General features: G+C 72.2%; 18 protein-coding genes and 1 tRNA gene. 7 read left to right on the forward strand and 12 right to left on the reverse strand.

Annotated elements, in window-relative coordinates; translation table 11 throughout:
* Positions 1–10 precede the first annotated feature (10 nt).
* Genes EIY87_RS15125 through EIY87_RS15135 form a run of 3 tightly spaced genes read right to left on the reverse strand, consistent with a single transcriptional unit; the run spans position 11 to position 1,259 of the window.
* Positions 11–637, reverse strand: coding sequence for a hypothetical protein (locus tag EIY87_RS15125; protein WP_086859607.1), 627 nt, complete (start codon positions 635–637; stop codon positions 11–13).
* The gene (locus tag EIY87_RS15130; RefSeq protein WP_086840822.1) at positions 637–1,092 is read right to left on the reverse strand and encodes a RidA family protein; all 456 of its coding nucleotides are present in this window, start codon (positions 1,090–1,092) and stop codon (positions 637–639) included. The genes EIY87_RS15125 and EIY87_RS15130 overlap by 1 nt, the downstream gene beginning before the upstream one ends.
* A 5-nt stretch (positions 1,093–1,097) precedes the next feature.
* Positions 1,098–1,259: a DUF4177 domain-containing protein gene (locus EIY87_RS15135; RefSeq protein ID WP_086679227.1), complete on the reverse strand. Its 162-nt coding sequence runs from the start codon at positions 1,257–1,259 to the stop codon at positions 1,098–1,100.
* Positions 1,260–1,364: 105 nt separating this feature from the next.
* Between EIY87_RS15135 and EIY87_RS15140 the strand changes: the two genes are divergently transcribed.
* The 3 genes from EIY87_RS15140 to EIY87_RS15150 are packed head-to-tail and all read left to right on the forward strand — an operon-like array spanning position 1,365 to position 3,748.
* The gene (locus EIY87_RS15140; RefSeq protein ID WP_125308328.1) at positions 1,365–1,613 is read left to right on the forward strand and encodes a hypothetical protein; all 249 of its coding nucleotides are present in this window, start codon (positions 1,365–1,367) and stop codon (positions 1,611–1,613) included.
* A gap of 21 nt (positions 1,614–1,634) precedes the next feature.
* Positions 1,635–2,642 (forward strand): ArsA-related P-loop ATPase, encoded by a 1,008-nt coding sequence (locus EIY87_RS15145; RefSeq protein ID WP_125308329.1) that lies wholly within the window; start codon positions 1,635–1,637, stop codon positions 2,640–2,642.
* Positions 2,643–2,662: 20 nt separating this feature from the next.
* On the forward strand, positions 2,663–3,748 hold the full coding sequence (locus EIY87_RS15150) for an ArsA family ATPase (protein ID WP_191984159.1): 1,086 nt from the start codon (positions 2,663–2,665) through the stop codon (positions 3,746–3,748).
* A 42-nt stretch (positions 3,749–3,790) separates the two neighbouring features.
* Here EIY87_RS15150 and EIY87_RS15155 read toward each other — a convergent pair whose 3' ends face one another.
* A complete protein-coding gene (locus EIY87_RS15155; protein WP_125308331.1) occupies positions 3,791–4,087 on the reverse strand; it encodes a WhiB family transcriptional regulator in 297 nt (98 codons plus the stop codon).
* A gap of 344 nt (positions 4,088–4,431) precedes the next feature.
* Here EIY87_RS15155 and EIY87_RS15160 point away from each other — a divergent pair, with 344 nt between their 5' ends.
* Positions 4,432–6,609, forward strand: coding sequence for a transglycosylase domain-containing protein (locus EIY87_RS15160; RefSeq protein WP_225439877.1), 2,178 nt, complete (start codon positions 4,432–4,434; stop codon positions 6,607–6,609).
* A gap of 39 nt (positions 6,610–6,648) precedes the next feature.
* Here EIY87_RS15160 and EIY87_RS15165 read toward each other — a convergent pair whose 3' ends face one another.
* Complete coding sequence (locus tag EIY87_RS15165; RefSeq protein ID WP_125308332.1) at positions 6,649–8,544, reverse strand: serine/threonine-protein kinase; 1,896 nt, start codon at positions 8,542–8,544, stop codon at positions 6,649–6,651.
* Between the two features lie 117 nt (positions 8,545–8,661).
* On the opposite strand from EIY87_RS15165, the gene EIY87_RS15170 reads away from it, so the two are divergent.
* Together EIY87_RS15170 and EIY87_RS15175 are read left to right on the forward strand one after the other, a co-directional pair.
* Complete coding sequence (locus tag EIY87_RS15170; RefSeq protein WP_191984097.1) at positions 8,662–9,642, forward strand: metallophosphoesterase; 981 nt, start codon at positions 8,662–8,664, stop codon at positions 9,640–9,642.
* Positions 9,643–9,671: 29 nt separating this feature from the next.
* Positions 9,672–9,745: transfer RNA gene (locus EIY87_RS15175), tRNA-Pro, on the forward strand.
* Between the two features lie 41 nt (positions 9,746–9,786).
* Here EIY87_RS15175 and EIY87_RS15180 read toward each other — a convergent pair.
* Positions 9,787–10,551: a methyltransferase domain-containing protein gene (locus EIY87_RS15180; RefSeq protein ID WP_125308333.1), complete on the reverse strand. Its 765-nt coding sequence runs from the start codon at positions 10,549–10,551 to the stop codon at positions 9,787–9,789.
* 39 nt (positions 10,552–10,590) lie between these two features.
* Here EIY87_RS15180 and EIY87_RS15185 point away from each other — a divergent pair, with 39 nt between their 5' ends.
* Positions 10,591–12,441, forward strand: a complete 1,851-nt coding sequence (locus EIY87_RS15185; protein ID WP_125308334.1) for a prolyl oligopeptidase family serine peptidase — start codon at positions 10,591–10,593, stop codon at positions 12,439–12,441.
* 63 nt (positions 12,442–12,504) lie between these two features.
* On the opposite strand, the gene EIY87_RS15190 is transcribed toward EIY87_RS15185, so the two are convergent.
* Genes EIY87_RS15190 through EIY87_RS15215 form a run of 6 tightly spaced genes read right to left on the reverse strand, consistent with a single transcriptional unit; the run spans position 12,505 to position 17,546 of the window.
* The gene (locus EIY87_RS15190; RefSeq protein WP_086859558.1) at positions 12,505–12,690 is read right to left on the reverse strand and encodes a tautomerase family protein; all 186 of its coding nucleotides are present in this window, start codon (positions 12,688–12,690) and stop codon (positions 12,505–12,507) included.
* Between the two features lie 9 nt (positions 12,691–12,699).
* The gene (locus EIY87_RS15195; protein ID WP_191984098.1) at positions 12,700–13,722 is read right to left on the reverse strand and encodes a GNAT family N-acetyltransferase; all 1,023 of its coding nucleotides are present in this window, start codon (positions 13,720–13,722) and stop codon (positions 12,700–12,702) included.
* A complete protein-coding gene (locus EIY87_RS15200; RefSeq protein WP_125308335.1) occupies positions 13,716–14,759 on the reverse strand; it encodes a GNAT family N-acetyltransferase in 1,044 nt (347 codons plus the stop codon). Before EIY87_RS15200 ends, EIY87_RS15195 begins: the two co-directional genes overlap by 7 nt.
* Positions 14,756–15,787: a hypothetical protein gene (locus EIY87_RS15205; RefSeq protein ID WP_125309785.1), complete on the reverse strand. Its 1,032-nt coding sequence runs from the start codon at positions 15,785–15,787 to the stop codon at positions 14,756–14,758. The genes EIY87_RS15200 and EIY87_RS15205 overlap by 4 nt, the downstream gene beginning before the upstream one ends.
* Positions 15,788–15,810: 23 nt before the next feature.
* Positions 15,811–16,842 carry a GNAT family N-acetyltransferase gene (locus EIY87_RS15210; RefSeq protein ID WP_125308336.1) on the reverse strand — a complete coding sequence of 344 codons (1,032 nt, stop codon included), beginning with the start codon at positions 16,840–16,842 and terminating at the stop codon, positions 15,811–15,813.
* Complete coding sequence (locus tag EIY87_RS15215; protein WP_125309787.1) at positions 16,839–17,546, reverse strand: hypothetical protein; 708 nt, start codon at positions 17,544–17,546, stop codon at positions 16,839–16,841. Before EIY87_RS15215 ends, EIY87_RS15210 begins: the two co-directional genes overlap by 4 nt.
* Positions 17,547–17,753: the final 207 nt, after the last annotated feature.

Here is a 17,753-nt window from a genome sequence, read left to right on the forward strand (position 1 = left end):
CGGGCGAGCGTTATGCGGCTACTAGCCGGTTCCCCGCCACCGCGCCCACGCAGACCAGCTCTGAGTCGGCCAGCGCGGCCCGGTGGTACCCCGGCAGGTCGAAACGCGGCGGGATGACTTCGACACTGGGCTCTTCGTCGCCCAAGACCCGCAGCACGCGCTGCAGCTCGCCGGTCAACCTCGGCAAACCCGCCTGCGCGGTGATCAGCAGGACGCGCTTGGCGGTCCCCTGCCCGACCACACCGACGTGTCGCCAGCTCTGCCGCACTTCCCCCACGTCCGGGCGTCCCCGCAACGTTGCGTGGATCAACACCGACACGGAGTCGACCGAGTTAACCCATTCGGGCGCACTCGACGTGAATGTGTACCGGTTCTCGGTGACGTCGTCTACCCCCAGCGTCGAACTGACCTGGTGCCAGTCGGCGCCGTGCGGGATGAGACCGGCCACGAGCAGCCGGTACTCCGTCTGGTCGAGGTCGATCCTGTGCTTAAGCAAAGACCTCGGCAGGGTCCGGGCGAGGGTGCCCATCGCGCCCTCGCCGAGCCAGTCGCGGAACCGCCACAGCAGCTGGTCGGGCAGCCGCCCGGCCAGCCGGAGCAGCAGTTCGTGCGTGGACTGCTCGATGTCCGGATCCATCACTGCACCTCCACGATCAGTTCGACCTCCACCGGCGACCCGATGGGCAGCTCCGCGACGCCGACGGCCGAGCGGGCGTGGATGCCCGCGTCCCCGAAGACCTCGCCGAGCAGCTCGGACGCGCCGTTGACGACCGCGGGCTGACCGGTGAAGCCCTCCGCGGAAGCCACGAAGCCGACAACCTTGACGATCCTCGCCACGTTGTCAATGCCGACCAAGGCGTGCACGGCCGCGAGCGCGTTGAGCGCCGACGTGCGGGCGTGCCCCTTCGCCTCTTCGGGGCTGATCTCCGCGCCGACCTTGCCGGTCGCGGCGAGCACGCCGTCGACGAAGGGCAGCTGACCCGAGGTGTAGACGTGCTTCCCGCTCTGGACGGCGGGCACGTAGGCGGCCAGCGGAGCGGCCACGCCGGGCAGCTCGATGCCGAGTTCCTTCAGCCGTTCGCTCCAGCTCACGCGGATCAGCCCTTCGGACGCTTGAGGTACGCGACGTGCTGCTCGCCCGTCGGGTTCGGCAGCACGGTGACCAGCTCCCAGCCGTCCTCGCCCCACTGGTCGAGGATCTGCTTGGTCGCGTGGATCAGCAGAGGGACGGTCGCGTACTCCCACTTGGTGGCGCTCATGGGTCGGGAGCGTAACCAAGCGGGCAAGGGCGCTGGGGGCCGCCGCCGGAAAACGGCGTGCGACGCGCCGTCGTGTGGCTCATCTCACGTCGCTAGCGTTGGCCCGTGGATACCTGGCGCGTGATCGCGACGGCGCTGCTCGCGGCGGCCGGACTGCCCCTCGTGCTCGTCGTGATGGCGAAGGTGCGGGACCGGACGGGGAGCTCCGGCCAGGTCGCCGTCGGCGGCGTGATCACCTTCACGCTCCTGGTCGTGGTGGGCGTGCTCACCCTCACCGTGCTGCCCGGTGCCGTGGCCTGGGCACTGGTCGCGGCGGTCGCCGCTGCGGTCAGCGTCATGCTGCTGGCCAGCTGAGCGCTGATTTAGGGTGAAGAAGTGACCACTCCCCATGCCGGCTGGACCGACGAGCTTGCCCGCGCCCGGCTGCACTTCGTCACCGGCAAGGGCGGGACGGGCAAGACGACGCTGGCCGCCGCGCTCGGCCTCGCGCTCGCCCGCGAAGGCCGTCGCGTGCTGCTCATCGAGGTCGAAGGGCGCCAGGGCATCGCCCAGCTCTTCGACACCGAGCCGCTGCCGTACGCCGAGCAGCGCATCGCGGCCGTGCCCGGCGGGGGCGAGCTGCGCGCGCTGCACATCGACGTCGAAGCCGCGCTGCTCGAGTACTTCGAGATGTTCTACAACCTGGGCTTCGCCGGCCGGACGCTGCGGCGGATGGGCGCGATCGAGTTCGCGACCACGCTCGCTCCCGGGCTCCGCGACGTCCTGCTCACCGGGAAGATCAAGGAGTGCGTCGGCCGCACCGAGTCCGACGGGCGGCACACCTACGACGCCGTCGTCGTCGACTCGCCGCCGACCGGCCGGGTCGTCAAGTTCCTCGACGTCACCAAGGCCCTCACCGACCTGGCGAAGACCGGCCCGATCCGCGGCCAGGCCGAGGGGGTCGTGCGGCTGCTGCACTCCGGCGAGACCGTGATCCACCTGGCGACGCTGCTGGAGGAGATGCCGGTCCGCGAGACCGTCGAGGCGGTGGCCGAGCTGGACGGCGCCGACCTGCGCCCCGGCGCGGTGCTCGTCAACCGCGTCCGGCCGCCGCGGCTGCCGGCCCGCTCGGTGACCGCCGCCGCGGACGGGCGCGTCGATGCTTCCCGCGTCCGCGACGGGCTCGCGACGGCCGGGCTGAAGCTGCCGCAGGAGACGCTGGACGCGCTGGTCGACGAGACGGTCGAGCACGCCGTGCGGGTCGCCGCCGAGCAGCGGGCGCGCGAGCAGCTCGCCGAGGCCGACCTGCCGACCCTCGAACTGCCGGACCTGACCGACGGCGTCGACGTCGCGGCCCTCTACGACCTGGCCGAGGCACTGACCGACCAGGGGGTGCGGGTGTGACCACCATCGACATCGACGCGATGCTCGACGACCCGGATAGCCGCGTGATCGTCTGCTGCGGCTCCGGCGGCGTCGGCAAGACGACGACCGCGGCCGCGCTGGCGTTGCGCGCGGCCGAGCGCGGGCGGCAGACCGTCGTGCTGACCATCGACCCCGCGCGCCGGCTCGCCCAGGCCCTCGGCCTGCGCGAACTCGGCAACCACCCGAAGCAGGTGCAGGTCGAAGGGTTCGAGCCCAAGGGCGAGCTGTGGGCGATGATGCTCGACATGCGCCGCACCTTCGACGACATGGTGCGCGTGCACGCCGGCCCGGAACGCGCCGAGCAGCTGCTGAAGAACCCCTTCTACCAGACCATTTCCACGTCGTTCTCCGGCACGCAGGAGTACATGGCGATGGAGAAGCTGGGCCAGCTCGCGGCCACCGGCGACTGGGACCTGATCATCGTCGACACCCCGCCGAGCCGGTCCGCTTTGGACTTCCTGGACGCGCCGACCCGGCTGTCGTCCGCTTTGGACGGCCGGATGATCCGCCTGCTGACCGGCCCGGCGAAGGCCGGCGGCTGGGGCCTGCGCAAGGTCGTCAACGCGGGGTTCTCGATGTTCGCCAAGGCCGTCTCGACGATCATCGGCGGCCAGCTGCTGACCGACGCGTCGGCGTTCATGCAGGCCTTCGACAGCATGTTCGGCGGCTTCCGCGAGCGCGCCCGCAAGACGGCGGAGCTGCTGCGCTCGTCCGGGACGTCGTTCCTGGTGGTCGCCGCGCCGGAGCCGGACGCGCTGCGCGAGGCGTCCTACTTCGTGGAGCGGCTGTCGTCGGAGTCGATGCCGCTGGCCGGGCTGATCGCGAACCGGACGCACCCGGTGCTGGCTTCGCTGTCGGGCGCGGAGGCGCTGGCCGCGGCCGAGACGCTGCAGAACGCGCCCTTGGCCGAGGCGGTGCTGCGGCTGCACGCCGACCGCGTCGACCTGGCCGCGCGCGAGGAGCGGCTGCTCGCGCGGTTCACCCGGGCGCACCCCGAAGTGGCGCTGGCCCGGGTGCCCGCGCTGGCCGGCGACGTGCACGACCTGGACGGCCTGCGCGACATCGGCACCAAGCTCGCCTCGTGAGTGTTTAGTCGGGTTAGAACCCGACTAAACACTCACGAGCGGTCAGCCGACCTCGACCCGCTCCAGCGCGTCGCGCTTGGCCGCTTCCAGCAGGTCGGCCCAGCTCTCCACGTCGGGGCGGCGGCGCAGCAACGCCCGCCGTTCCCGTTCGGTCATGCCACCCCAGACCCCGAAGTTGATGCGGCCGTCGAGTGCTTCGGCGAGGCATTCCGTGCGGACCGGGCAGCCCAGGCACACGGCCTTGGCCCGGTTCTGCTCGGCACCCCGGACGAACAGGCCGTCCGGATCGGCGTCCCGGCAGGACGCGTTGATTCGCCAGCTCGACTGGTTGGTTTCCATACCCCCAGCTCCCTACCCTGGTGATCGACGCACCAGCGGGGAAAGGCACTGCGCTCCCTGCCCCCGCGAGCGTGTCTCCCTCAGCTCACGTCGGTTACCCGGGCACCTCCCCGGTGCCGGTGCCGCCGAACGGAGCAGGCGAGCTCCCACTCGCGTTGATCCATCCGACGGCTTTTCTTCGTGAGACGTTGACGGACTGTAGGGGCCTTCGGTTCCCCCCGTCGAGACCTAGGATGCCTTCCGTTACCAGATGTCACTGAAGGGGGTCGGTTTTGTCACTGAATTCACACTTGCGGAGACAGGGCGTCACCGTCGCCTGACTCGTTCCGGGTAGCCTGGCCCTCGTGCGAAAAGCGGACGGTTTGTTCAAGCTCATCGGCCTCTGCCTGCTCGCCGGGGTGCTCGTCGCCGGCATGCTCTTCCCGGTCGTGGGGGCGGCCGGTGTCATGTCCAACCAGGCCAGCGAGACCGTGGAGAAGACGTCGTCGGACCTCGCCGACATCCCGCCACCGCTGGTGACGACGGTCACCGACAGCACGGGGAAGCCGATCGCGACGCTGTACGACCAGTACCGGCTGCCGGTCAACGAGAACCAGATCAACGAGGCCATGAAGTGGGCGCTGGTCTCGGTCGAGGACAAGCGGTTCTACGACCACCACGGCGTCGACTGGCAGGGCACGCTGCGCGCGGCCGTCAGCAACAGCACCGGCGCGGACACCCAGGGTGCCTCGACGCTGACCCAGCAGTACGTCAAGAACTACCTGATCAACGTCGTCTACCGGACCGACCAGGTCGGCCAGAAGAAGGCGCAGGAGCAGTCGATCGCCCGCAAGCTCAAGGAAGCGCGGATCGCGATCCAGCTCGAGACGAAGCTGACCAAGCAGCAGATCCTCGCCGGCTACCTCAACATCGTCGAGTTCTCCCGGCAGATCTACGGCATCGGCGCCGCCGCGCACGCGTACTTCAACACCACGCCGGAGAAGCTGACCGTGCCGCAGGCCGCGCTGCTGGCCGGCCTGGTGAACAACCCGATCAACAACGACCCGTGGAAGCACGCGGACAAGGCGACCGCGCGCCGCAACCTGGTCCTCGACCGGATGGTCGAGAACAAGAAGCTGGCGAAGGCCGACGCCGACCGCTTCAAGGGCGAGCCGCTGGGCGTGGTCCCGGACTTCCCGGCGAAGCCGCCGGCCAACTGCATCGGCGCGGGCCCGGAGTCCGGCTTCTTCTGCCAGTACGTCGAGGACTACCTGCTCAAGTCCGGGATGACGAAGGATCAGCTCTACACCGGCGGCTACACGATCAAGAGCACCCTGGACGAGCGCGCCAACCACGAGGCGAAGGTCTCGGCCGAGGCGCAGGTCGACAAGACCCAGAAGTACGTCGCGAACACGCTGTCGCTGATCAGACCGGGCAAGAACCGGCACGAGGTGGTCGCGCTGGCCGCGAACCGCGACTACGGCCAGGACCAAGACGCCGGGCAGACGACGTACGCACTGCCCGCGGGCGTCTACAACACCGGCGGCGCGGGGTCGACGTACAAGATCTTCACGTCGGCCGCGGCGCTCGAGAAGGGCGTGGCGGGTATCTACTCGCCGGTGCAGGTGCCGGACTCGTACACCTCACACGTCTTCCAAGGTGGCGCGAAGACCTGCCCGAAGACCGGTCCGCCCGCCAATTCGAACTGGTACTGCGTCGGAAACGCGGGCGACTACAGCCGGATCGCCGAGGGTGCGACCCTCCAGACCGCACTGGCGACTTCGCCGAACACGGCGTTCGTGGAGCTCGAGGACCGGCTCGGCAGCACCGCACCCGGGATCGACATGGCCAAGCGGCTCGGCATGCGCGACACGATGGCGAGCAACATCGGTGGCGGCCCGGTCGACCCCAAGTCCACCGACGACAAGAAGAGCCAGTCCCAGGCCGAGTACTACGGCCCGAAGCCGGGTTGGCCGGGCTTCGGTGCGTTCACCCTGGGCTTCAGCCCGCTCAGCGGCCTGGAGCTCGGCAACGTCGCCGCGACGATCCTCTCCGGCGGCGTCTGGTGCCCGCCGACCCCGATCGCCGGGGTGAGCGACCGCAACGGCCAGCCGGTGCCGGTCAAGGAAGCGCCGTGTGAACAGGCGGTACCGGAAACTCTGGCGAACACCCTCGCTGTCGGCATGAGCAAGGACGACCAGCCCGGCGGTACCTCGGCGCAAGCGGCGAGCAGCGTCGGCTGGAACCGCCCGATGATCGGCAAGACGGGCACGACCCAGGGCAACGTCTCGGCGACGTTCGTCGGCGGCACCCCCCAGCTGGCGGGCGCGGCGATGACGTTCAAGTTCGGCGGCGGCCAGGGCGGTATTTGCGACTACGGACCGGGCAACGTCCGCGTTTGCGGCAGCGGCGCGAACATCTTCGGTGGCAAGGCCCCGGCGCGGACGTGGTTCGGCGCGATGAAGAACATCCTCGACGCCAGCCAGCCGGTGCTGCCGCTACCGCAACCGGACCCGCAGTACATGGGCGGCGGTGCCCGGTAACGCCGCCAGGAGGGCCCGCGGGAAACCGCGGGCCCTTCTTCAGTTCTTCGGCATCTCCGACAGGACTTCGGTGTTCCACCACTGGTAGAGCTTGTCCAGCTCGTCGTTGGTCGTCACCTTGGTGGAGAGCAGGATGCCCGCCACGAGGGTCTGCTTCTCCGTCCACACCAGCTGGGCCGGGTCGCCGAGGAAGCACGTGAGGTACTCGCCGGGGACCGGGTTCGGGACCTCCGCGCGGTAGTACGTGCCCCAGATCTTCGGGTACTTGTCCGGCCGGCACGCGCCTTGGGCGTCGTTGCGGGTGAGTCCTTGCGTCTTCACGATGTCCTGGAAGAACGCGTCCATCGCCGCCGCGTCCGGGAAGCGCAGGAACCTCGCGCCGGTCGGCTGCTGGAACACCACGTTGCCGATCTTGACGTCGCCGACGTTCGAGTCCGTGCACTCGGCCGCGGCGGCCGCGCCGGGTGGTGCGGCCGCGGGGACGCAGGTGTATTGCTTGTACACCGCGGGAAGCGCGTCGAACAGCTTGGTGTCGGGCGCGGGCTTCGATTCCGAAGTGGACGGTGACGGCTCCGGCGTCGAGGGTGGCGGGGTCGAGTAGACGGTCGTCGGGGTGCTCGGGCCGGGGCCGGCCGACTGGGTGTTGTCCTTGGTCACCACGTAGGTGATCACCAGCGCGACCACGACGACGCCCGCGAGTGCGGCGCACAGCGCGATCCACCGGTTCCGCTGCGCCTTCGGCGGGGCCGGGGCGAGCTTGCCGGACGGGCCGGTGAACCGGACGGGCTGCGGACCCGTCGGCGGTCCCGGGTACGGCCCGGTCGGCGGGCCCATCACCGGCTGGCCGGGCGGGGTCGGCGGCCCGGAGTGCAGGCCGGGCGCCTGCTGAGCGCCCACCGCCGGAGTGCCCGGCGGACCGGAGTGCAGGCCTGCCCGCGCTGCCGGGGTCCCCACCGCCGGAGTGCCCGGCGGACCGGAGTGCAGGCCCGGCGCCTGCTGGACGCCCACCGCGGGACTGCCCGTCGGAGTCGGCGGACCGGTCAACGACGGCGGCGGACCGGCCAACGTCGGCCGTGCGACCGGCGCCGGCAACGTCTTCTGCCACGTCGGAATCGCCGGTGCCGGCGCCGTCACCGCCGCGCGAACCGCGTCCGCGAAGGCCTTCGCCGTCGGGTAGCGGTCGGCCGGGTTCTTCGCCATCCCGTGCGCCACGACGGCGTCCAACGCGACCGGCAGGCCCGGGCGCACCTGCGACGGTGCCGGCGGCGGCGCCGTCAGGTGCGCGCCCATCTGCGCGGCCGCGCCCTCACCCAGGAACGGGCGGCGGCCGGTGACGCACTCGAAGAACACGCACGCGAGCGCGTAGACGTCGACCAGGCCGGTGATCGGGGCCTCGCCGAAGCGTTCCGGGGCCATGTAGTCGAGCGTGCCGATCACGTTGCCGGTGCCGGTGATCGACGTCCCCTCCGCCGTCATCGAGCGCGCGATGCCGAAGTCCACGAGGTACACGAAGTCGGCGCTCGTCACGAGCACGTTGGACGGCTTGACGTCCCGGTGCACCAGGCCGTCTTCGTGGGCCGCGTCGAGCGCGCCCGCGACCTGCTCGACGATCCCGGCCGCGCGCTCGGGCGACAGCGGGCCGTCCTCGAGCAGTTCCTTGAGGTCCTTGCCTTCGACCAGGCGCATGTCGAGGTAGAGGCGGCCGTCGATCTCGCCGTAGGCGTGGATCGGGATGACGTGCGGCTCGCGCAGCCGCGCGACGATCTGCGATTCGCGGCGGAAGCGGGCGCGGAAGGCCTCGTCCGCGACGAACGGGTCGGACAACAGCTTCAGCGCGACGACCCGGTCGTGCGCGGTGTCGTAGGCGCGGTGGACCTCGCCCATTCCCCCTCGGCCGAGCAGGCCTTCGATCTTGTACGGCCCGAACTGCTCCATCGTTCTCCCCAACCCCCCGGTTGGTCACCCTTCTCCGGGCCGACGCAAATGCTAAAGGTCAGGTTCCCCAGAACGGCGGCGAGTTCATCCAACTGTTGAGCACGTATCCTGGAGCCTGTGAGCACGCTCAGTAACACAAGCACGTCGGGGGCGACCGCGAAGCGCCTCGCCGCGGGGACGGTGGCGCTCGGCGTCGCGACCCTCGGTTACGCCGTCGGGATCGAACGGCGCCACTGGACCCTGCGCACCGCCGAGCTGCCGGTGCTGGCGCCCGGGTCCCGGCCCTTCACGATCCTGCACGTCTCCGACCTGCACATGCTGCCCGGCCACCACAGCAAGCAGCGCTGGGTCGCCGCGCTCGACGAGCTGAACCCGGACCTCGTCGTCAACACCGGCGACAACCTCTCGCACCGGACCGCCGTCCCGTCCGTGCTGCGCGCGCTGGGCCCGCTGCTCGACCGGCCGGGGGTGTTCGTCTTCGGCAGCAACGACTACTACGCGCCCAAGCCGAAGAACCCGGCCCGGTACCTGATGCCGAAGGGCAAGAAGAAGCGCATCCATGGCGTCCAGCTGCCCTGGCGCGACCTGCGCGCGGCGTTCGTCGAGCACGGCTGGACCGACCTGACGCACGTCCGCCGCACGATCGACGTCGGCGGGCAGCGGGTGTTCGCGGCCGGCGTCGACGACCCGCACCTGCGCCGCGACCGCTACCCCGACATCGCGGGCCCGGCCGACAGCGGCGCGGCCGTCCGCCTCGGCGTCACGCACTCGCCGGAGCCGCGGGTCCTCGACACGTTCGCCACGGACGGTTACGACCTCGTGCTGGCGGGCCACACGCACGGCGGCCAGCTGCGGCTCCCGGGGTACGGCGCCATCGTCACCAACTGTGACCTGGATCGCAGCCGCGCGCGGGGTGCGTCGCGGTGGGGCGCGCACATGTGGCTGCACGTTTCGGCCGGGCTGGGGACGTCGCCGTGGGCGCCCGCCCGGTTCGCCTGCCCGCCGGAGGCCAGCCTGTTGACGCTGGTCCCGCGCGGTTCGGAGCCCGCGAAGCCGCGAAAGCTGGCCCCGCGGAAAGCCCGAAACACCGTCCGCTAGACTTCTCCACGACCCGTTAAGCAGTACTTCGGGGTGTGGCGCAGCTTGGTAGCGTGCCTCGTTCGGGTCGAGGAGGTCGTGGGTTCGAATCCCGCCACCCCGACGAGTAAGAGCCGGTGTCTTCGGACACCGGCTCTTCTGGTTTCAGCGGGTCGCCGTCACCTCGACCCAGCACTGGCTGAAGTCGCCGTCGCCGCCGCGAGTCCACATCCACGCCGAGCGTGCGGCACTGGCCAGCTGGTCGCGGTCGCGGCCCTCCTCCTTGAGCGCCGCCTCGAGCCGGGCCTCGACGTACTTCGCCAGCTCGCGGTACGTCATGTCGGAGCGGTAGCGGGCGCGCGAGACCACCTCCGTGAACCCCGCCGCCGCGCACTGCTCGGCGATCACCCGGCCCGCGAAGGGGTTGCCGCCCGCTTGGCGCCGCAGCAAGTAGTGGCCGCGGAGCGCCGCGTCGACGTTCGCCGTCTTCGGGCGCAGGCGGGCCTTGCTCCAGTCCGATGTGGACAACGCCAGCCTGCCGCCGGGGCGGAGCACCCGGCGCAGTTCCGCCAGCGCGTCCAACGGAGCCGCCAGGTGCTCGAACAGCGCGTGCGAAAAGGCGACGTCCACACTGCCGGAAGCGAACGGCAAGTCGTACGCCGACGCCACCAGGTAGTCCACTGTGGATCTTCCGGCGCGACGGGCGGCCGCGCGGGCGCGCTCGACCTGACCGGCGTCGCGATCCACCCCCGTGACCCGCGACTCCGGCGCCAGGCCCAGCGTGATCGAGCCCGGGCCGCAGCCGAGGTCGACCACCCACGTCCCCGGGGCGAACAGGGGCTGGGCGAACGCCGCGCGCTCGGCAGCCGTGCGCGCGGACATCATCGAAACCACGTCTCGCCCGTAGCCCGGCGCGTAACCCTCCAGCACCCCGCACACAGTACGGCCAGAAGGTGGCAGGATCGAGGGGTGAGCACGCAGTCAGCGAACCAATATCCGCCCGCGGTGGTCCCGGACCGGCTGTTCGACGACGCCGAAGCCGAGAACCGCTGGCGCGCCCGCTTCCACGCCCCGCGGATCTCCACCCCCGACTGGGCCCGCGACGCCCCCGACGCCAACATCTACGTCTCGAACGCCAGCGGCGTCTGGGAGGTCTACGCCTGGAACCGGGCGACGAACGAACACCGCCGCGTCACCGACCGGCCCAACGGCACCATGCACGCGACGCCGTCCCCGGACGGCGAGTGGATCTGGTGGTTCGACGACACCGACGGCGACGAGTTCGGCTCGTGGGTGCGGGAGCCGTTCGCCGCGACCGAGGGGAGCAAGCCGGAGAAGGGCGTCCCGGACGTCCACGACGGCTACCCGGCCGGGCTGGAGATCGGCGCGAACCTCGTCGCGGTCGGCGTCTCGACCGACGACGGCAGCGAGCTGTTCGCCCGGATCGGCGGTGAGACGCACCGCTTCTACAGCCACGCGGACGACGCCGGCATCGCGTCGCTGTCCCGCGACGAGAGCCTGATCGCGATCTCGCACTCCGAGCACGGCGATTCGCGGCACCCCGCGCTGCGGGTGCTGGCCACCGACGGCTTCGGCACGGTCGCCGAGAAGTGGGACGGCGAAGGCAAGGGCCTGTCCGCGCTGGAGTTCTCGCCGCTGCCCGGCGACCAGCGGCTGCTCGTCCTGCACGAACGCCGGGGCCGCGAGGAGCTGCTCGTCTGGGACGTCCGCGCGGACACCGAGACGGAGATCGAGCTGGACCTGCCCGGCGAGGTCGTCGCCGGCTGGTACCCGGACGCGCGCGCCCTGCTCGTCGTCCACTTCCACGAGGGCCGCAGTTCCTTGTACCGCTACGACCTCGACACGGCCGAATTGTCCTCTGTGGACACGCCGGCCGGCCGGATCGGCGGCGCGGGCGTCCGCCCGGACGGCACGGTCGAGTACTCGTGGTCGAGCGCGGCCGAGCCCACCGCGGTGCGCTCCCGCACCACCGACGGCTCCGACACGATCCTGCTCGAGCCGCCGGGTGACCGGGCGCCGGGGTCCGAGCCGGTGACCGACGCGTTCGTCGAAGGCGTCGGCGGGCGGATCCACGCGCTGGTCTCGCGGCCCTCGAACGCGCCCGACGGCCCGCTGCCCACGGTGTTCTCCCTGCACGGCGGCCCGCACGCGGCCGACGAGGACCGCTTCTCGGCCTACCGCGCGACCTGGCTCGACGCCGGGTTCGCCGTGGTCGAGGTCAACTACCGCGGCTCGACCGGCTACGGCTCGGCCTGGCGCGACGCCATCGAAGGCCGGCCCGGGCTGACCGAGCTGGAGGACGTCGCTTCGGTGCACGACTGGGCCGTCCAAAGTGGACTCAGCGACCCGGCGAAGTGCGTCGTCAACGGCGCTTCCTGGGGCGGCTACCTCTCCCTGCTCGCGCTCGGCACGCAGCCGACGCGGTGGGCGGCGGGCGTCGCCGGGGTGCCGGTGGCGGACTACGTCGCCGCGTACGAGGACGAGATGGAGCAGCTGCGCTCGTTCGACCGCGCGCTCTTCGGCGGCTCGCCGGAGGACGTGCCGGCGGTGTACGCGGAGTGCTCGCCGCTCACGTACGTCGACGCCGTGACGGCGCCGGTGCTGGTGCTGGCCGGCGACAACGACCCGCGCTGCCCGATCCGCCAGATCGAGAACTACCTCGACCGCCTGGCCGGCCGCGACCTCCACCACGAGTTCTACCGCTACGACGCGGGCCACGGCTCGCTGGTGATCGCGGAGACGATCAAGCAGACGTCGATCGAGGTCCACTTCGCCCTGCGCGCCCTCGGCCTCCGCTGACCCACAAGTCCGTGAAGGCCTCCTTACCGGTCATAAATGCCGGTAAGGAGGCCTTCACGGCTTTCAGCGTTCCGAGTGCAGGACGCCGCCGGTGGCCCAGTGGTCCGCGCCGATCTCGACGAGCGTCACCTGGACGCCTTCGGGCTTGCCGCCGCAGGTGCGGACGAAGGCGTCGGTCAGCTCGCGGACCAGTGCGCTCTTCTGGGCGGGGGTGCGGCCGGGGAACATGGCAACGCTGATCATGGGCATGGCGGGAAGCTAACACCACACCGGCACGGCCGCCGCGAACTGCGGGACCAGCCGCGCGCCGAGGGTCGCCTTCATCTCCGTCATCTTCTTGCCGAACACCACCGACGCGCGCCCGTTCGCGATCGCCCAGCGCACCGCCTCGCCGTAGAAGTGGAAGTACAGGTTCGGCCGGCCGCCGTCCTCCGGCGGCAGCGCGCCCCAGTGCCGGGCGATCGGCAGGTCCGGGTGGTCGAGCAGGGTCGCCAGCGCGATCAGCCGCCCGGTGCGGGTGTCGTGGTACTCGATCACCGAGACGTCCGGCTCCCGCAGCAGCGCCGCCAGGTAGCCGGTGAAGTGCGGCAACGGCACGATCGGCACGTCGTGGTGCTTGCGCTCGTTGTGCCGCAGCACCTCGGCGACGGCGACCGGGTCGGCCTCCTCGCCCGGCACGAACCGCACCTCGACCGACGGGTCGGCGTCGAAGGTCCGGAAGATCTTGCGCAGGTTCTGCTTCCGCTTGCGGGCCAGCGAGTTCATCCAGTCGTCGCGGGAGCCGAACGCGGCGACGTCGAGCACCGCGATGTCCTCGGTCCGCCGCACCAGCCGGAACCGGCCGTCGACCGCGGACACGCCGTGCTCGCCGACCTGGCGCACCAGCATCCCGCGGAACCCGCGGCCGAGTTCGGCCCGCATCGCCGGGACGTACGCCTCGAGCAGGCGCGTGACGCCGCCGTCGCCGCCCGCGTCGGCGAACCACCAGCCCGGCTGCGAGCCCGCACCCGGGCCGCGGACGTCGAGGCCGCCGACCCAGCCGCGGCCGGTACCGGCGAACCGGTTCCGCCGCGTCCGGCCGGTGACCCACGCGGCGCTGACCACCCCGCACGGCTCGCCGCCCTCGCGCAGCACGGTCACCGGCTGCGGGGTCCGCGCGGCCCACGCCTGGGTGGCGAGCACCGGCCAGCTCCAGTCCGCGCGCAGGCCGGCCCGCTCGCGCAACGCCGTCCAGTACGCCGGTTCCGCGTCGTGGCGCGGGTCGAGCACGTCGATCACCACCGCGTCACCGGCCTCGGCACGACCACGCCGGTCATCGGGCTCGGGCTGAACCCCAGCGACGCCTTGAGGTCGGTGACCCCGCGGCCCAGCGACAGGAACTTCCGGTTGTTCTCGATCATGTGCCGCACTCCCCGCACGACGACGTCGAAGTAGAGGTGTTTCGGCCGGCCGTCGCCGGGCGGCAGCGCGGCCCAGTGCTGGTGCAGGGGCATCACCGGGTGGTCGAGCAGGTCGGTGAAGGCGAGCAGGCGGCCCTCGGCGTCGTGGTAGGTCGTGGTGACGACGTCGGGGCGGCGGACCAGCTCGCCGAGGTACTCGGCGGTGACCGGGCCGCGCTGGTCGAACTTCACCGGTCCCTTGGTTTCGCGGTGCGCCCGCAGCATCGCGGCCAGCTCTTCGGGGTCGAGGTCGTCCCGCGCGGTGCCCTCGCGGACGACGATCCCCGGGTCCGCGGCGATCTTGCGGATCTGGCCGCGCAGGCTCGAGCGCCGGTTGCGGCTCAGCGACGCGAGCCAGTCGTCGAGGTCGCCGAAGGTGTTCTCCAGTACCAGGGCCGGCTGGATTTCGCGGACGAGCCGCCCGCGCCCGGCCACCAGCCCGGCGGTGTCGGGGGTGGCCGCGCGGTAGACCACGCCGAGGCAGCCCGGGCCGGTGCGCCGGCAGGCCGCGCGTTCGAACCGGCGCAGGATCTCGCGGCGCGCGGCGGCGTCGAGCGCTTCGGCGAACAGCCACGCGGGGTAGCACGACAGCCACGCGTGCTGGACCTCCAGCCAGCGCGGCGTCCACCGCGCGAGGCCGCCGACCGCGCCGGGCTCGGCCGAACCACCGGGGTGGCACACCATCGCGAGCACGGCGGCGACGAGCTCCTCGCCGTCGCTGACGACGGTGAGCAGGTACGGGCTGCGCGACCACCGCGACTCCGTGCACAACAGGCCGTAGTCCCAGGTCAGCGGGGCCTGCTGGGCTTCGAGGAACGCGGCCCAGCCGGCGGGTTCGGGGTCGGTGCGCGGGTCGAGCACCCGGACGGTGAACGTCATCGGCCCAGCACCGGCCTCGGGACGGCCACGGAGAAGAGGCTTCGCGTGCCGAAGCCCAGGGCCTGCTTCTCCGGCAGCATCGCGCGGCCCGCGGTGAGTTCCGGCCGTCCCGCGGCGATCATGTGCGCCACGCAGCGGGCGTAGCAGTCGACATAGAGACCCTTCCGGCCACCGTCGGCGCTCGGGAGCGCGGCCCAGTGGTGCACCGCCGCGCCGTCCGGGTGGTCGATCATCGTGTTGAAGCCGAGCAACCGGCCGTCGCCGGCGCGGTAGGTGCGCGTGATGACGTCCGGGCGCCGGACGAGCGCGTCGAGGTAGGCCGGCGCGATCGGGCTGCGGGTGTCGAGGTGCAGCCCGCCGACGCGGGAGCGCTGCCCACCGGCCCACGCGCGCTCGTCCTGGCGGGCGCGGTGGGCGTTGAGCAGCCCGGCCAGCTCGTGCGGGTCGAGGTCGGTGCGCCCGGGCGCCGCCTCCGTGGCGACGTCCGGGTTCAGGTACTGGCGGACGTCCGGCGCGAGCCCCGCCGCCCATTCGTCCACAGTGGAATAGCGGTTGACCAGCACGGCGGCCGGGTCGATCTCCCGGCTGATTCGGGCCCGGCCCGCCAGCGCGGGCACCAGCTCCGGGTTCATCGCCCGGTAGACGACGCCGAGCAGCCCCGGGCCGACGTACTCGCGCAACGCCCGTTCGAACTGCCGGATCGCCGTGCGCCGGTCGGTGAAGTCCCCGTCGAAGACGCACGCGGGATAGCCGCTGAGCAGCGGGAGGTAGACCTCGGCCCAGCGCGGCCGGAACCGGCCCCCGGAGACCGGTCCGAAGGTCCCCGCGCCCCAGCCCCGGCACACCATCACCGCCAGCGCGCCGACGACCGCCGGGCCCTGCCGGACGACGGCGAGCACCGGCGGGTTCTTCGCCAGCCACGCTTCCCGGCGCAGCAGTTCGTAGTCCCAGACGGGCGGCAGGCACCGGGCGCGGAACGCGGCCCAGCCCTCCGGCGGCGGATCGGTCCGGGGATCGTGGACGTCCACATGCGACACCGCGACGACGGTCTTCACCGGCCCAGCACCGGCCTCGGCACGGCGGCCGTGTAGACCGGCCGGGGCCGGAACCCCAGCTCCTGCTTCAGCTCGATCATGCCGCGACCCGCGGACAGCTCCCGGGCTCCGCGCTTCGCCGTGAAGCGCACCGCGCGCACGTACGAGTCGAAGTACAGCCACTTCTTGCCGCCGGCGGCCGGCGGCAGCGCCGCCCAGTGCTGCAGGACCGGGGTGTCCGGGTGGTCGAGCATGGTCTGCACGGCGAGCAGCTTCCCGCCGGTGTCGGCGTAGGTCAGGGTGTGCACGTCCGGCCGCCGGACGAACCGGTCGAGGAACCCCGCCGACGGCATCGTGCGGGTGTCGAGCGCCAGCCGCCCGTACCGCTCGCGGTGCGCCTGGATCAGCCCGGCCAGCTCGGCGCCGTCGAGGTCGGTGCGGCCCGGGCCGCCGCGGACCACCAGGGAGGCGTCTTCGGCGAGCCGGCGCCGCTGCCGCCGCAACCCCGCCCGCCGCGACTTCGCCAGCGACGCGATCCAGTCCTCTTCGGACTCGAACCGGTTGTCCAGCACCGCCACCGGGTCCACGCGCTTGACGAGCCGGCCGCGGCCCCCGAGGCCGGCGGCGAGGTCCTCGCCGAGCGCGCGGTGGACGACGCCGAGCAGGCCGGGACCGAGGCGGCGGCCCAGTTCCCGCTCGAACTCCCGCACCAGCGCGGCCTGGTCGGCCACGCCAGGGGCGAACGCGATCCCCGGGTAGCCGCTGAGCCACGGCTGGCAGACCTCGGCCCAGAACGGCCGCAGCAACCGCTTCCCCGGCCGCGGCGCGAACCGCGGGGACACGCGCGGACGGCAGACCAGCACGGACACCGCGGCCACGAGCCGATCCCCGTCGGCCGCGACGACCAGCAGCTGCGGGTTGCGGGCACCCCACGCTTCGAGGCCCATCACGCCGTAGTCCCACACCGGGTGCAGCCGCGCGGCCCGGCAGAACTCCGCCCACCCCGCGGGCGCCGGGTCGGCGCGGGGGTCGTGGACCGCGAACCTCATGCCAGGACGACCGGGGTGCCGTGCCGCGGGCAGAACCCGATTTCGCCGCGCACCCCGCCGGCCGGGACGACGTCCACGAACCGCGGGGACGCCTGGCGCAGCAGGGTGAACGCGAGCCCGGCGGTGGTCGGGCGCGCGTAGACGTGCGGCCAGTCGAGGTGCCACCGCCCGCAGTCGCCCAGCGCGCCGAGGTACCCGAGCACCGGGTCGTGCAGCACGCCGTACGGGCCGGCGTCCAGCGAATCGAGTTCGCGGTGCGGCACGGCCTCGACGCGGTGGTCCTCGGTGAACGCCGCGAGCGCCTTGTCGTCGCCGACGGCGAGCACCCGCTGCCCGCGGTCCAGCACGGCCGCGAGCTCGCGCAGCACCGCCGCGCTCGGCGCGTCCGGGTCGGCGACGCAGCCCCGGACCCCCTTCGGCAGGTCGGTGGGCGGACGCAGGTCATCGGGGCCGAGCAGGACGACCAGGCTGCCGGGGCCGGGCCGCCGCGCCGTCCGCAGGACCCGCCCGAGCCCGCGCGCCGGCTCCGGCCGCCGGGCGCCGCCCGCGAGCGGCACGAGGTCGACCAGCTTGTGCACGGCTTCCGCCAGCGGTGCAGCACCACCGTTAGTCCCGGTGCGCCCGGGCACCACGACCGGGTCCTCCCGGCCGTCGAGCGCCCAGCGCTCGCGGTAGAACGGCACCGTCGCGAACGCCGAGCGCACCGCCCGGACGTACGCGGCACGCCACACGACCCCCGCCCCCAGATTCCACATGGCCGGGGAGTCTGCGCCACGACCGGCCCGCGGGGAAGGACTTCGCCGTCAGGTCACCCCGAATGCCGGATGGGTTACTACTTTGGTCTGGGGCTGAACGGTGGAATTCGTAGAACTACCGTCGCCGTTCGCCGATCCATCTGCTTATAACTCCGG

This window comes from Amycolatopsis eburnea (assembly GCF_003937945.1).
GTDB classification, from domain to species: Bacteria; Actinomycetota; Actinomycetes; order Mycobacteriales; family Pseudonocardiaceae; genus Amycolatopsis; species Amycolatopsis eburnea.